This window comes from Terrabacter sp. LjRoot27, from assembly GCF_964254175.1.
Lineage (GTDB): Bacteria > Actinomycetota > Actinomycetes > Actinomycetales > Dermatophilaceae > Terrabacter.
The window spans coordinates 3,949,564-3,963,302 of the sequence record NZ_CAXUSS020000001.1 but is presented as its reverse complement, the minus strand read 5'-3'; the positions used below and the strand labels follow the sequence as shown (position 1 = coordinate 3,963,302).

General features: G+C 72.9%; 11 protein-coding genes. 9 read left to right on the top strand and 2 right to left on the bottom strand.

Annotated features, from left to right (window positions below):
* Positions 1 to 113 precede the first annotated feature (113 nt).
* Positions 114 to 2,741 carry a DNA polymerase III subunit gamma and tau gene (locus ACSQ2D_RS18255; protein ID WP_435987335.1) on the top strand — a complete coding sequence of 876 codons (2,628 nt, stop codon included), beginning with the start codon at positions 114 to 116 and terminating at the stop codon, positions 2,739 to 2,741.
* Between the two features lie 374 nt (positions 2,742 to 3,115).
* Here ACSQ2D_RS18255 and ACSQ2D_RS18250 read toward each other — a convergent pair whose 3' ends face one another.
* Positions 3,116 to 3,982: a LysR family transcriptional regulator gene (locus ACSQ2D_RS18250; protein ID WP_435987334.1), complete on the bottom strand. Its 867-nt coding sequence runs from the start codon at positions 3,980 to 3,982 to the stop codon at positions 3,116 to 3,118.
* 91 nt (positions 3,983 to 4,073) lie between these two features.
* Here ACSQ2D_RS18250 and ACSQ2D_RS18245 point away from each other — a divergent pair, with 91 nt between their 5' ends.
* The 4 genes from ACSQ2D_RS18245 (at position 4,074) to ACSQ2D_RS18230 (ending at position 8,288) form a co-directional block, all read left to right on the top strand.
* Positions 4,074 to 5,453: a hypothetical protein gene (locus ACSQ2D_RS18245; protein WP_435987333.1), complete on the top strand. Its 1,380-nt coding sequence runs from the start codon at positions 4,074 to 4,076 to the stop codon at positions 5,451 to 5,453.
* 52 nt (positions 5,454 to 5,505) lie between these two features.
* Positions 5,506 to 6,264, top strand: a complete 759-nt coding sequence (locus ACSQ2D_RS18240; RefSeq protein ID WP_435987332.1) for a class I SAM-dependent methyltransferase — start codon at positions 5,506 to 5,508, stop codon at positions 6,262 to 6,264.
* A gap of 126 nt (positions 6,265 to 6,390) precedes the next feature.
* Complete coding sequence (locus ACSQ2D_RS18235; RefSeq protein ID WP_435987331.1) at positions 6,391 to 7,065, top strand: lysophospholipid acyltransferase family protein; 675 nt, start codon at positions 6,391 to 6,393, stop codon at positions 7,063 to 7,065.
* Between the two features lie 104 nt (positions 7,066 to 7,169).
* On the top strand, positions 7,170 to 8,288 hold the full coding sequence (locus ACSQ2D_RS18230) for a HoxN/HupN/NixA family nickel/cobalt transporter (protein ID WP_435987330.1): 1,119 nt from the start codon (positions 7,170 to 7,172) through the stop codon (positions 8,286 to 8,288).
* A gap of 21 nt (positions 8,289 to 8,309) precedes the next feature.
* Here the strand turns inward: ACSQ2D_RS18230 and ACSQ2D_RS18225 are convergent, their stop codons facing one another.
* Positions 8,310 to 9,515: an aminotransferase class I/II-fold pyridoxal phosphate-dependent enzyme gene (locus ACSQ2D_RS18225; protein ID WP_435987329.1), complete on the bottom strand. Its 1,206-nt coding sequence runs from the start codon at positions 9,513 to 9,515 to the stop codon at positions 8,310 to 8,312.
* Between the two features lie 113 nt (positions 9,516 to 9,628).
* Between ACSQ2D_RS18225 and recR the strand changes: the two genes are divergently transcribed.
* The 4 genes from recR to ACSQ2D_RS18205 all read left to right on the top strand — a co-directional run bounded on the left by recR (position 9,629) and on the right by ACSQ2D_RS18205 (position 13,738).
* Positions 9,629 to 10,228: a recombination mediator RecR gene (gene recR / locus ACSQ2D_RS18220; RefSeq protein ID WP_020145767.1), complete on the top strand. Its 600-nt coding sequence runs from the start codon at positions 9,629 to 9,631 to the stop codon at positions 10,226 to 10,228.
* A 377-nt stretch (positions 10,229 to 10,605) separates the two neighbouring features.
* Positions 10,606 to 11,193: a DUF5063 domain-containing protein gene (locus ACSQ2D_RS18215; protein ID WP_435987328.1), complete on the top strand. Its 588-nt coding sequence runs from the start codon at positions 10,606 to 10,608 to the stop codon at positions 11,191 to 11,193.
* 130 nt (positions 11,194 to 11,323) lie between these two features.
* Complete coding sequence (locus ACSQ2D_RS18210; RefSeq protein WP_435987327.1) at positions 11,324 to 12,595, top strand: aspartate kinase; 1,272 nt, start codon at positions 11,324 to 11,326, stop codon at positions 12,593 to 12,595.
* Positions 12,596 to 12,634: 39 nt separating this feature from the next.
* On the top strand, positions 12,635 to 13,738 hold the full coding sequence (locus ACSQ2D_RS18205) for a WD40/YVTN/BNR-like repeat-containing protein (RefSeq protein WP_435987326.1): 1,104 nt from the start codon (positions 12,635 to 12,637) through the stop codon (positions 13,736 to 13,738).
* Position 13,739: the final 1 nt, after the last annotated feature.

Sequence of the window (13,739 nt, the reverse complement as noted above, 5' to 3'; positions counted from 1 at the left end):
CCGACCGGCCGTCCGTAAGGAGGTGTTCACGCTTTCGAGCGCCGGAGCGCCCGCCGGAGACGGCCGCTCGGTCGGCGTTCCCGGCGTCGGTCGTGGCCGTTAGGGTTTCGGGCATGGCCACCGCCCTGTACCGCCGCTACCGGCCCGAGAGCTTCGCCGACGTCATCGGCCAGGAGCACGTGACGGAGCCGCTCATGCAGGCGCTGCGCACGGGTCGGGTCAACCACGCCTACCTCTTCAGTGGCCCTCGCGGCTGTGGCAAGACGACGAGCGCGCGCATCCTCGCGCGCTGCCTCAACTGCGAGCAGGGCCCGACGCCGATCCCGTGCGGCACGTGCGACTCGTGCGTGGCGCTCGCGCGGGGCGGCTCCGGCTCGGTCGACGTCATCGAGATCGACGCCGCGAGCCACGGTGGCGTCGACGACGCCCGTGACCTCCGCGAGCGGGCCAGCTACGGCCCGGCCCAGAGCCGCTTCAAGATCTACATCATCGACGAGGCGCACATGGTGACGCCGCAGGGCTTCAACGCGCTGCTCAAGATCGTCGAGGAGCCCCCGGAGCACGTGAAGTTCGTCTTCGCGACGACCGAGCCCGAGAAGGTCATCGGCACCATCCGCTCGCGCACGCACCACTACCCGTTCCGCCTCGTCCCGCCGGCCAAGCTCTCGACGTACATGGAGCGGCTGCTCGAGTCCGAGCACGTGGCCGTCCAGCCGGGCGTGCTCAGCTTCGTCACGCGTGCGGGCGGCGGGTCGGTCCGTGACTCCCTGTCGGTCCTCGACCAGCTCATCGCGGGCTCCGGTCCCGAGGGGCTCACCTACGACGGCGCCGTGTCGCTGCTCGGCTTCACCGACGGCGAGCTGCTCGACAGCACCGTCGACGCGATGGCTGCCGGTGACGGAGCGGCGACCTTCCGCCAGATCGACCGCGTCATCGAGTCGGGCCACGACCCGCGTCGCTTCGTCGAGGACCTCCTCGAGCGGCTGCGCGACCTCATCATCGTCGCCGCCATCCCCGAGGGCGTCTCCCAGGTGCTGCGTGGCGTTCCCGAGGACCAGCTCGAGCGCATGCGGGTGCAGCAGGCGGCGTTCGGCCCGGGTGCGCTGTCGCGTGCGGCCGACATCGTCAACACCGGCCTGACCGAGATGACCGGCGCCACCGCGCCCCGCCTCCAGCTCGAGCTCATCTGTGCCCGCATCCTCCTCCCGGCCGCCTCCGGCGAGCAGGGGTATGCCGCCCGCCTCGACCGTCTCGAGCGTCGCCTCGACGTCGGCGGGGTCCCGACCGCCGCCCGCGCGGACGCCCCGCCCGTGGGGGTGCCGGCGAGCGCGCCTACGGCCCCGCCGACCGCTCCCACCCCGGCCCCGTCCGGCCCGCCGGCCGTGTCTGCCCCGCCGCGCACCGTCTCCGACTACACGCCCCCGTCGAACGGTGGGGGCGCTGCCGCCTCGCACGCCGCTGGTGGCATGGGCGGGGGTGGGCGCAGCTCCGGCGTCGAGACCGAGGCGGCCGGGGCTCCCGGGTCGGCCGGTCCGCCCGCGGGTCCGGGCGACGCGGGTCGCGTCGACGCCGTGCGCGCCGAGGTCGGCTCGCCGCCCGTCATGACGCCGGACGAGTCCGTCGGAGGCCCGTCGGCCGTCGACCCGTCGCACGCCGGTGACCAGCACCTCGCCGGTGCCTCCGACGAGGCACGGTCGGGGAACGCCTCGGCGCCGGGAGCGGGGAGTGCTGCGCCCACGAGCGCGGGTGCCGAGAGCGCCCCGGCCGGAGGCATGGACACCGATGCCATCCGCCGGGCCTGGCCCAACGTGCTCGGTCGTATCTTCACGATGCGGCGCATCACGTGGACCTTCGTGTCCCAGAACGCCCAGGTCACGGCCTTCGACGGCAAGAAGCTGACCCTCGGCATCGCGACGGCGGGCCTGACCCAGACCTTCCGCGCCGGCAACCACGCCGACATCGTCCGGCAGGCCCTCATCGACGAGCTCGGTGTCGACGCCATCGTCGACGGCATCCATGTCGACGCGGTCTCGCAGCAGGCCCCGGTCGCGCCGCCGCCCGGCGTGGTGCCGCCCGGCCTTCCCGACCCTCCGAGCAAGGGCGCTCCAGGCGGTCCGGACGGTGGTCCGCCCGCGGGCCAGCACGGTGACGGCGGCGCGCCTCGCCAGTCGTGGGGTGATGCCGGCGCGGGGCATGAGTCCGCCGGCTCCCGAGACAGCGCCCCGAGCGGGGCCGGCGGCTTCGGTGGATCGTCCCCGACGGGCGGCGGTGGCTCGTCGACCTCGGGCTCGCGGGGCACGACAGCCCTCGCCGATGCCGGCCTGAGTCCGGTCTCCGGGCGGTCGCTCGAGGACAACGCCGGCTGGGGCTCGGCCACCGGGCCGGCCCCGGACTGGGCCACCGCGCCCGCCGGGGAGTCGCCGACGCCCGGCGCGTCCGGTCAGGCGGGAGCCGCCGCTGCAGGGGCCGCGGCACCGGCAGCCGCCGGTGCGTCCGCCGGGGGAGAGGTGCCCACCGACTCAGCCGTGCGGGGAGCGAGTGCCGTGCGGCAGTCGTTCGCCCAGGCTCGCTCGCGCGCCGGAGGCTCACGCCCCACCGACGACGAGCAGCCGCGGCAACCGGTCACCGACGACTCGGCGGTGAGCGACGACGACGAGGACATCGAGCAGTCCGGAGACGTCGGCCGCTCCGTCATCGAGAAGGTGCTCGGCGGTCGAGTCGTCCAGGAGCTGGAGAACTGACGTAGCACGCGCTCGCGCGCAGCTCGAGAACTGACGCAGCACGCGCTCTCGCGCAGCTCCGGACCCAGCTGGCCGGCCCCGTCGGCGGGGTGCACTCCCACCACTCGAGTGGCCTCGCCGTCCCACGCGCACCACGACGCCGGCCCGTCGGCATGTGCACCTCACCACTCGAGTGGCCTCGCCGTCCCACGCGCACCACGACGCCGGCCACCCAGTCCGTCGACTGGCCCCGTCCTCACACGGTCGGCTGTGACGGCGGGGCCACTCGAACCAGGGGTGCTGCCCACATCAGTGACCGGTGTGACTGCGGGACCACTCGAGTGGGGTTGTGCGCTCACTCGAGTGGGGTCGGGTGCTCACTCGAGGGGGTGGCGTCATGGGGTGCGGCGGCGCAGGCCGAGGGCTCGGGCCAGGGCCGGGAGAGCGGCGACGAGGACCGGGTCGAGCTCGCCCCGCGCGATGACCGACAGGCGCACCGGGAGGTCGACCCGCGACGCCATGACCCGATCGCCGGGACGCCCTGACATCCGGGCCGCGCTCGACGGCACGATGGCGATCCCGTCGCGGCGACGCGAGATCTCGAGCGCCACGGGAGCCGTCGCCGCGTGTCGGGGTGTCCCGCCGAGGGCCGCGATGCGCTCGGCGATGAGCGGGCCGGAGTTGTCGTAGGGGGCGTAGGTGACCACCCGGTCGAGGAACGGCAGGTTGCCGCGCCTCGGTGGCTGCACCCCTGACGCGACGAAGGCGACGAGCTCGTCCGTGCCGAGGCGATGGGCGACGACGTGTGGTGGCAGCTGCACCTGCTCGGCGATCCCGATGAGAGCCGCGTCCATCGACCCCTCGGCGACGAGCTCGATCATCTCGTCGCCGTGGTGGACCACTGTCGAGAGCCGCACGGCATCGCCGACGAGCTCGTCGAGCGCCGGGAACGCGTAGCCCGAGATACCGGCGAACGTGCCGACCCGCAGGGTGCGAGCCGCCGCCGACGACCGGACCGCGGCGAAGACCCCGTGGAGGTGGCCGAGGATGTGCTCTGCCTGCCGAACCATTTCCAGACCTGCGGGGGTGGCCGTCGTGCCGAGCGAGCTACGCGCGAAGAGAGCTGTCCCGCAGCGCCTTTCGAGTCGGGACAGACGCTGGGAGGCAGCGGGCTGGCTGACGAGGAGCTCACGCGCCGCAGCCCCGAGCGACTGGGTCCGGTGCAGGGTGAGCACGAGCGTCAGGTCCTCGACATCAGGCACTTGGACCAATGCATTCATAAGGCCACCTTATGAGCAGTCACCACATCCTGCTGCCTACCGCCGAAGGTCCACCCCGTCGAGGGTGGTAGTCGTGACCGCGACCGTGACCACTGAGACCGCCGACCACCCACCGACTCGACACATCCGGATCCTGCTGCTGTCCAACGCCATCGAGCACCTCGCCTACCGCTTCACGCAGATCGCCCTGCCGCTCGTCGTGCTGCGCGAGTTCGACTCGGCAGCGATGGCGGGCCTCGTCGGAGGCCTCGCCGGTCTGCCGGTCGTCACCTCGCCGTGGTGGGCCCGGCGCCTGCGCCAGCGCCTCAGTGACGGTCGGGGACTCGCCCTCGTGTCGCTGTGGCAGGCCGGCGCGGTGCTCGTCGTCCCGGTCGCCCTCGCCCTGGGGGTGCTGCACCCCGTGATGCTCGCCGTTGCCGGCCTCGCGGTGGGCGTCTCGGACGCTCTGGCCTCGCCGGGGCGGACGGCGCTGCTCGGTGACCTCGGTGACCGGGTCGGTGGTGGTGCCGCGATTCGCGTCATCACGTGGGACGACGCGCTGCGCCGCGGCGCCATGGTCGTCGGGCCGGCGCTCGCCGGGCTCGGGGTGCAGCTCGGCTGGACCCACGCCCTGCTGTGGGTCGAGGGCCTCGCCCTTGCGGTCTCGGCGCTGCTCGTCCGCCGCGTCGTCCTGACGGGCGCCACCGTCGCCCCGGTCGCCCCGGTCGCCCCGGTCGCCCCGGTCGCCCCGGTCGCCCCGGCCGACGCCGGCCAGGCGACTGCCGTGGCCGGCGCCTCACCGGCCACGCCACGACCGGCTCCTGCACCGGGCATCCTGGCCTCGGTCCGCGACCACCCCGACGTGCTGCGAGGCTGGGTCATGCGCGGGACGAGCTGCCTGCTGTGGTTCGCCTTCGCGCTGGGGCTCGCCGTCGAGGGGGAGCGGACCGGCCGGGCGGGCGCCCTCTACGCGACGGCCCTGACGGCATACGGGCTCGGCTCGCTCGTCATGACGCTCGCGATCGCTCGGCGGCCGCCGTCCGCGCAGCCGCTCCGTCTCGCCACGGTCGCCTGGGTGGGCCAGGGCCTCGCGTTCGCGGCGATGGCGGTGTGGACGACCCCGGTCACCGTCGCGGTGTGTGCTGCCGCAGCCGGCGCGGTGACCGTCGTCGGCATCCGGGCGATGATGCAGGTCCTGCTGGCCCGGACCCGCGGGCCCGCCCGGCGGGCCGCGTTGGCAGGTCAGTCGATCCTCGTCGACGTGACCGTCTCCGTCGGGATGCTCGCCGGTGGCCTCGTGATCGACCAGGTGGGTCCTCGCCCGACGCTCGCCGTGAGCGGGCTGGTCACGGCCGCCGTGGCGCTCGTCGTCGGCCTCACGGCGCGAGAGGCGCCCACGGGCTCCGAGCTCCGGACGCCCGCCGCCGGCCGCTTCGGCCGGTCACGTCTGGGCCAATCCCCATCCCGCGGCTAGGACAATCCCCATTCAGGCGTGGGCCGCCCGCCTCCGGGGGTAGCGTCGGGACGTGACCTTCGAGGTTGCGGCGGACGCCTACAACCGCTTCATGGGGCGTTACTCGGGGCCGCTCGCCACACGATTCGCCGACTGGTCCGGTGTTGCCGGACCGGGCCGGGCGATCGACGTGGGCTGCGGGACGGGCGCCCTGACGCGGGTGCTCATCGACCGGCTGGGCGTCGACGGTGTCTCGGCGGTCGACCCGTCGCAACAGCTGCTCGCCGCGCTGCGCCAGTCGTTCCCGACCCTCGACGTGCAGACGGGGACCGCCGAGCAGCTGCCCTACCCGGACGACCTCTTCGACCACGCGCTCGCCCAGCTCGTCGTCAGCTTCATGACCGACCCCGTCCTCGGGCTGCACGAGATGGCGCGGGTCACGCGCCCGGGCGGGACGGTCTCGGCCTGCGTCTGGGACCTCGCCGGCGGCGGTGCGCCGCTCGCCGCGTTCTGGAGGGCCGCCCGCGACCTCGACCCGGACGTCGACGACGAGTCGGGGATGAGCGGGGTCCGCGAGGGCGAGCTGGCCGAGCTCTGCGACCTGGCCGGCCTCAACCAGATCGAGGACACCGCCCTCACGGTCACGGTGCGCCACCCCACCTTCGAGGACTGGTGGGACCCCTACACGCTCGGCGTCGGTCCGGCCGGTGCGCACGTGCAGAGCCTTGACGAGGTCGGCCGGATCCGCCTGCGCGAGCACTGCCGCGAGCTCCTGCCCGAGCCGCCCTTCTACATCATGGCCACCGCCTGGGCGGTGCGCGCCCGCGCCTGACGCCTCCGGGACCGAGGCGCCCGACGCGCTCGGGCCCGGCACCCGGCATACCAAGGGGTGAACAGCGTGGGGGTGCGACGCACGCCCCAGCCCGGCCGCCGTGTCGCCGGCCCTAGGCTGTGGCCCATGTTCTACAGCCTCGGGCGCAACCTCCTGTACCCGCTGTCCCATGCGCTGTACCGGCCCACGATCGAGGGCAAGGAGAACATCCCGCGCGAGGGTGGCGTCGTCGTCGCGAGCAACCACCTGTCGTTCATCGACTCCTTCGCGATCCCGCTCGCCTCGCCGCGGCAGGTGCGCTTCCTCGCCAAGGAGGAGTACTGGACGGGCACCGGCGTCGGCGGCTTCGTGCGCAAGGGCTTCTTCAGCGCGGTCGGGATGGTGCCCGTGAACCGGCACTCGCCGACCGCAGCGCAGGAGAGCCTCGACGCGGCCCTCGAGGTGCTCAAGGCGGGCGACGCGTTCGGCATCTACCCCGAGGGCACGCGTTCCCGGGACGGTCGGCTCTACCGCGGGCGTACGGGCGTGGCGTGGCTCGCGCTCACCGCCCAGGTCCCCGTCGTACCGGTCGGGCTCATCGGGACCGAGGACATCCAGCCGGTCGGGGCGCGCTTCCCGCGGCTCGCGAAGGTGACGGTGCGCTTCGGTGAGCCGATCGGCGTCGAGGAGTATGCCGGGGTGCCCGCAGGCAAGGCGCGGCGGCAGCTGACCGACCGGGTCATGGAGGCCATCGCCGGGCTGAGCGGCCAGGAGCGGGTCGAGACGTACAACGAGGTGCCGGGCGGCGAGCCCGCCCTCTGAGCCCGCCCTCTGAGCCCGCCCTCTGAGCCCGCCGCCCGCCGGCCCGGCTCGCCCGGATGAGGTCGGCGTTGCAGATGCGACCTAGTCGCATCTAGCGTGGGCCCGTGACCCTGACGTCCTCGCGCCCGAGCTCGGGCTCGCGCCCGCGATCGGCGGTGCGTCGACGGCTCTCCCGGGACGAGCGGCGCAGCCTCGTCGGGATGGCAGCCTTCGTGACGCTGCTCCACGTCGTCGGCTGGGGGCTGCTCGTCCTCGTCGTGGCCCCCGCGGAGTACCGCGTTGCCGGCCAGCTCTTCGGCGTCGGTATCGGCGTCACGGCCTACACCCTCGGGATGCGTCACGCCTTCGACGCCGACCACATCGCCGCCATCGACAACACGACGCGCAAGCTGCTCGCCGACGGACGGCAGGCGATGAGCGTGGGCTTCTGGTTCAGCCTCGGCCACTCGTCGGTCGTCTTCGCCATGGTCATGCTCGTGGCCCTCGGCATCCGGGCCCTCGCCGGCGCGCTCGAGGACGACGGCTCGGCGCTCCAGCAGGTGACGGGCGTCTGGGGCACCACGGTCTCGGGTGTCTTCCTCGTCCTCATCGGCCTCATCAACCTCGCGGCGCTCGTCGGCATCCTCAAGGTCTTCCGGCGGATGCGCTCGGGCCACTACGACGAGGCCGAGCTCGAACGGCAGCTCGACAAGCGCGGCTTCCTCAACCGCGTTCTCGGCCGCGTCACGCGGGCCGTGCGCAAGCCGTGGCACATGTACCCGGTCGGGCTGCTCTTCGGCCTCGGCTTCGACACGGTGACCGAGGTGGGGCTGCTCGTCATCGCCGGCGGCGCCGCCGCGGCCGACCTGCCCTGGTATGCCGTCCTCACCCTTCCCGTGCTCTTCGCCGCGGGCATGTCCCTCCTCGACAGCCTCGACGGGTCGTTCATGACCGTCGCCTACGGCTGGGCGTTCAACCGGCCGGTGCGCAAGATCTTCTACAACATCACCGTCACCTCGCTGTCGGTGGCCGTCGCCCTGCTCATCGGCGTCATCGAGCTCGTCGGGCTGCTCGCCGAGAAGCTCGAGGTCACGACGGGGCCGGTCGCGTGGGTCGGCTCGATCGACCTCGGCGACGTCGGCTTCTGGATCGTCGGGCTCTTCGTCCTCACGTGGGTCGTGGCGCTCGCCGTCTGGCGCCTCGGGCGCATCGAGGAGCGTTGGACGGCAACGCTCGCCGACTGACCGAGCCATGCGCGCGGCGCCTCAGGAGCGGGTGGCCTCGAAGGCGTCACGGAAGTGCGGCAGCGCTGCCTCGACCGACTCGGCCGTCGCCGTGAGGCAGATCCGGAACCAGCCCGGCGTCTCGAACAGCGCCCCCGGCATGACGAGCACACCGCGCCGCGAGAGGTCGTCGACGAACGCCTCGTCGTCGGGGACCGGCGAGCGCGGCCAGAGGTAGAACGTGCCGTCCGGAGGAGTCAGCTCGTAGCCCATCCCCAGCAGGGCGTCGACGAGCCGGTCGCGCTTCACCTCGAGCTGCGCGAGGTCGAGCGAGAGCTCCTCGAGCCGGGGCGTCGCATGCTGCATGACGGCGTTGGGGAAGAGCCACCCAGCCGCGATCTGCATCATCTCGATCGCCTCGAGCAGCGCCGAGCGGTCCTCGACGGCCGGTGGGACGGCGAGGTAGCCGAGTCGCTGACCGGGAGCGAGCAACGTCTTGCCGTAGGAGTAGCAGATGAGCGTGTGCGGGTAGAACTCGGCCGGGCTGTGGAACTCGCTGCCGGAGAAGACGATCCGGTTGTACGGCTCGTCCGAGACGATCCAGATGCGCCGCCCGTGTCGAGCCGATGCCTCGTCGAGCAGGGTGGCGAGGCGGCGCAACAGGTCGGGTGGGTAGATGCGCCCCGACGGGTTGTTCGGGGTGTTGACGACGACGATGCGCGTGCGCGGCGTGATGGCCGCGGCGATGGCGTCGAGGTCGAGGTCGAAGCTCGGCTGGAGCGCCGGGACCTTGACCGGCACGAGCCCGGCCTCGAGGGCGAGCGGCTCGTAGAGGAACCACGGCGGCAGGGTGTAGACGACCTCCTCGCCGGGGTCGGCGAGCACCTTCATCGCGACCGTGATCGCGCCGAAGCCACCGGTCGTCATGCGGACGTCGTCGGCGCCCCAGCCGAGGGGGACGACCCGCTCGAGCGAGGCGGCGGCCGCTGCCTGGGCCGCGACCTCGCTCTGCTTGTAGGCGAACCACAGCTCGTCCCGCGGCAGCGCCGCCTCGCGCAGGGCGTCGACGTAGGCCGGCATCTGCATCTCGTGCGGGTCGCCGAACGTGAAGTCGAGGACCCCGGGCTCGAGCCGGCGCTCGGCATACCCGGAGTGCATCCGGAAGCCGAACATCATCCGGAAGGGCGCGGCGCCCTGGATCCGCTCGCTGCGACGGGACACCGTCCGGCCGTGCTCCTGGTCAGCCACTCCGACACCCCACTCCGACACCCCGCTCGTCGCGACGTCCCCTGACGCTCCTTCGTCACGCTAGACCGGAGCGGCGGTCCGCAGCAGGCGATTGCGGGGCTTAGTGTTGCGGTGTGTACGAAGGCGCGGTGCAGGACCTGATCGACGAGCTCGGACGACTCCCCGGGGTCGGTCCCAAGAGCGCCCAGCGCATCGCCTTCCACCTGCTCCAGACCGACTCCGACGACGTGACGCGGCTCGTCACGGCGCTGACCGAGGTCAAGGCCCGGGTCCGCTTCTGCGAGCAGTGCGGCAACGTCGCCGAGGCCGAGAGGTGCCGCATCTGCGCCGATCCCCGGCGCGACCAGACGGCCATCTGCGTCGTCGAGGAGCCCAAGGACGTCGTCGCCATCGAGCGCACCCGCGAGTTCCGGGGCACCTACCACGTGCTCGGCGGCGCGATCAGCCCCATCGACGGCATCGGTCCCGACGACCTGCGCGTGCGCGAGCTGATGGTGCGCCTCGCCTCCGGTGAGGTGCAGGAGGTCATCATCGCGACCGACCCCAACCTCGAGGGCGAGGCCACGGCGACCTACCTCAGCCGCCTCCTGCGCGACGTCGGCCTCACCGTGACCCGCCTCGCGTCGGGCCTGCCCGTCGGCGGCGACCTCGAGTACGCCGACGAGGTGACCCTCGGGCGGGCCTTCGAGGGCCGCCGCCGCGTCGACGCCTGACCCACCCCACGGGGGTCCACCACCCAGGACGTATGCCGTCCCGCCCCTCACCCGTCGAGTGGCCCCTTCGCCCCATCCCCGAGCCACCACCCCCGGTCGAGTGGCCTCGTCGTCACACGCCCGATCGTGGGGCTGGTGGGGCGGGGAGGCCACTCGACGGGGTGGGCGCCGGGGGCGTGGGGCTGGTGGGGCGGGGAGGCCACTCGACGAGGTGGGCGCCGGGGGGCGTGGGGCTGGTGGGACGACGGGGCCACTCGTGTGGGGCTGGGCGCTCACTCGAGTGCACGAGGGGGTGGCGCTGGCGTCCGGGCGGTTCCGGCGGTTCCGGGGGGCTCCGGGGGGATCCGGGCGACACGGCATACGGCATGCTGGGGGCCATGACTGACGAGCCGCTGGACGAGGGCCGCACGAGCGAGATCGACGACCTGTCGGGTCTCGCCGACCTGACCGCTGCGGAGGCGAGCGCCTTCCTCACCTCGGTCACGGAGGTCGCCTCGGGCAGCTCGCCCGAGACGGCGCTACCGCTGCTGACGCTGGCCCTCTCCCAGGTGCTCGTCGCCGGTGCGCGGCTCGGCGCGATCCAGGACGTCGTGCCGGAGGAGCGCTTCGAGCCCGACGCGGCCGACGACGACTCGGACCCGCTGCGCACGGGCCTCGCCAACGTCTTCGCCGGGATCGACGACTACGTCTACGTCATCGACCCCATCACCTCGTCGGACCGAGCCGACGGCTCGATCACCAACGACCTCGTCGACGTGGCGGTCTCGCTGAGCCACGGTCTCAAGCACTACGCAGCGGGCCGGAGGCTCGAGGCGCTGTGGTGGTGGCAGTTCGGCTACCTGTCCCACTGGGGCGACCGCGGGATGATGGCCCTCCGCTCCCTCCACTCGATCCTCGCCCACCTGCGCCTCGACGCCGACGAGGAGGCCGTGGGCGAGGCGGAGTTCGACGCGCTGCACCCCTAGTCCGCGCAAGAACGTGCGGCGCACGGGACGAATCGGCGCACATCTCACCATCGCGACGCCCCGGTGGACGTTCCGCGGGCGAGCCTAGACTCGGACCCGCCGCAGACCACCGAGGAGATCCGGAGCCAGTGTGAGCATCGTCGTCCAGAAGTACGGCGGGTCGTCCGTTGCCGACGCCGAGGCCATCAAGCGTGTGGCCCGGCGCATCGTCGAGACGCAGCGCGCCGGACACTCCGTCTGCGTCGTCGTCTCCGCGATGGGCGACACGACCGACGAGCTGATGGATCTCGCCGAGCAGGTCACGCCGGCCCCGCCCGCGCGCGAGCTCGACATGCTGCTGACGTCGGGCGAGCGCATCTCGATGGCGCTCGTCGCGATGGCCATCGCGCAGCTCGGCGCCGAGGCACGGTCCTTCACCGGCAGCCAGGCGGGCGTCATCACCGACGACGCCCACGGCGCCGCCCGCATCATCGACGTGACCCCCGGCCGCATCCAGAGCGCGCTCGACGCCGGCCACATCGCCATCGTCGCCGGCTTCCAGGGCGTCAGCCAGACGACGAAGGACATCACGACCCTCGGTCGGGGCGGCTCCGACACGACGGCCGTGGCGCTCGCCGCGGCCCTCGGGGCCGAGGTCTGCGAGATCTACACCGACGTCGACGGCGTCTTCACGGCCGACCCGCGCGTGCTGCCCAACGCCCGCAAGCTCGACGTGCTCTCGATGGAGGAGATGCTCGACCTCGCCGCCAACGGCAGCAAGATCCTGCACCTGCGCTGCGTCGAGTACGCCCGCCGCTACGGCATCCCGATCCACGTGCGCTCGTCGTGGTCGCGGAAGCCCGGCACGTGGATCAAGGACAACCCCTACGAAGGAGAAGGCGCCGTGGAGGCACCGATCATCGCCGGCATCGCCCACGACCGCAGCGAGGCCAAGATCACGATCGTCGGCGTGCCCGACCGGGTCGGCATCGCGGCCAAGATCTTCGGGGCCATCGCCGAGGCCGGCCTCAACATCGACATGATCGTGCAGAACGTGTCGGCGGCCGAGACGGCCAAGACCGACATCTCCTTCACGCTTCCCAAGGCCGACGGGCCCAAGGCGATGTCGGTGCTCCAGTCGATCAAGCACGAGGTCGAGTACGCCGACCTCCGCTTCGACGACGGCGTCGGCAAGATCGCCCTCGTCGGCGCGGGCATGAAGAGCCACCCGGGCGTCTCGGCGAAGTTCTTCGGTGCGCTCGCCGAGGCCGGCATCAACATCGAGATGATCTCGACCTCCGAGATCCGCGTCTCGGCCGTGACCCGCGCCGAGGACCTCGACGAGGCCGTCCGCGCCGTGCACACCGCCTTCGGCCTCGACTCGACCGAGGACGCCATCGTCTACGGCGGCACCGGCCGCTGAGCGCGCCGACCGGCCCGATCGGGTCTAGTTTCGGGAGGCATGAGACTCCCGACGCGATCCGTCCTGCTCGCAGCCGCCACCACCGCGCTCGTCGCCTCCGCGACCACTGCGTATGCCGTGTCGCCCGGTGCCGTGGGACGTGACGCTCCCGCGCGAGCCGGGGTGACGGCATACGGCTGGACGGTGACGCCGACCGGCACGACCGAGCGCTTCCGCGGGCTCGCGCCCGTCTCGCGGCAGGTGGCGTGGGTGAGCGGCACCAACGGCACCGTGCTGCGCACCACCGACGGCGGCAGGACGTGGCGCGACGTCAGCCCCCAGGGGCTCGACACCGAGGCGCTGCAGTTCCGCGACATCGAGGCGTTCGACGCGCGGCACGCCGTCATCCTGTCGATCGGGGAGGGGGAGGACTCCCGCATCCTCGTCACCGACGACGGTGGTGCGAGCTGGACCGAGAGCTTCCGCAACAGCGACCCGGCCGCGTTCTACGACTGCATGGCGTTCAGCTCGCCGCGGCGCGGTCTGGCGATGAGCGACCCCGTCGACGGGAGGTTCCGGCTCGTCGAGACCTCCGACGGTGGCCGCTCGTGGTCGCTCGTCGACCCGGCCGGGATGCCGGCGGCCCAGGCGGGCGAGTTCGCCTTCGCGGCGTCGGGGACCTGTCTCTCCGCGGGTGTCGGCGGTCGCACCTACCTCGTGAGCGGCGGCGTCGACCCGGCGCGCGTCTTCACCTCGGCCGACCACGGCCGCACGTGGACCGTCGCCGACAGCCCCGTCGCGGGCGGTGAGTCGGCCGGCATCTTCTCGGTCAGCTTCCGCGACGCCCGACGCGGCGTCGTCGTCGGCGGCGACTTCGCTTCTCCGACCGGAGCGGTCGACAACGCGGCCTGGACCGCGGACGGCGGGCGTACCTGGACGAAGTCGACGACCAACCCGTCGGGCTACCGGTCCGGGTCGGCGTGGGTGCCGCGCACGGCGCGCACCGTGCTGGCCGTGGGACCGTCGGGCTCGGACGTCTCGACGGACGGCGGACGCACGTGGTCGACGTTCGACACCGGCAGCTTCGACTCGGTCGAGTGCACGCACGACGGCGCCTGCTGGGCGTCCGGCGAGCAGGGCCGCGTCGGCGTCCTCACCCGCTGAG

Excerpts from the sequence above, each read along its gene's own strand:
- ACSQ2D_RS18205 (WP_435987326.1), top strand. The coding sequence starts at position 12,635 with ATGAGACTCCCGACGCGATCCGTCCTGCTCGCAGCCGCCACCACCGCG.
- ACSQ2D_RS18255 (WP_435987335.1), top strand. The coding sequence starts at position 114 with ATGGCCACCGCCCTGTACCGCCGCTACCGGCCCGAGAGCTTCGCCGAC.
- ACSQ2D_RS18215 (WP_435987328.1), top strand. The coding sequence starts at position 10,606 with ATGACTGACGAGCCGCTGGACGAGGGCCGCACGAGCGAGATCGACGAC.
- ACSQ2D_RS18235 (WP_435987331.1), top strand. The coding sequence starts at position 6,391 with ATGTTCTACAGCCTCGGGCGCAACCTCCTGTACCCGCTGTCCCATGCG.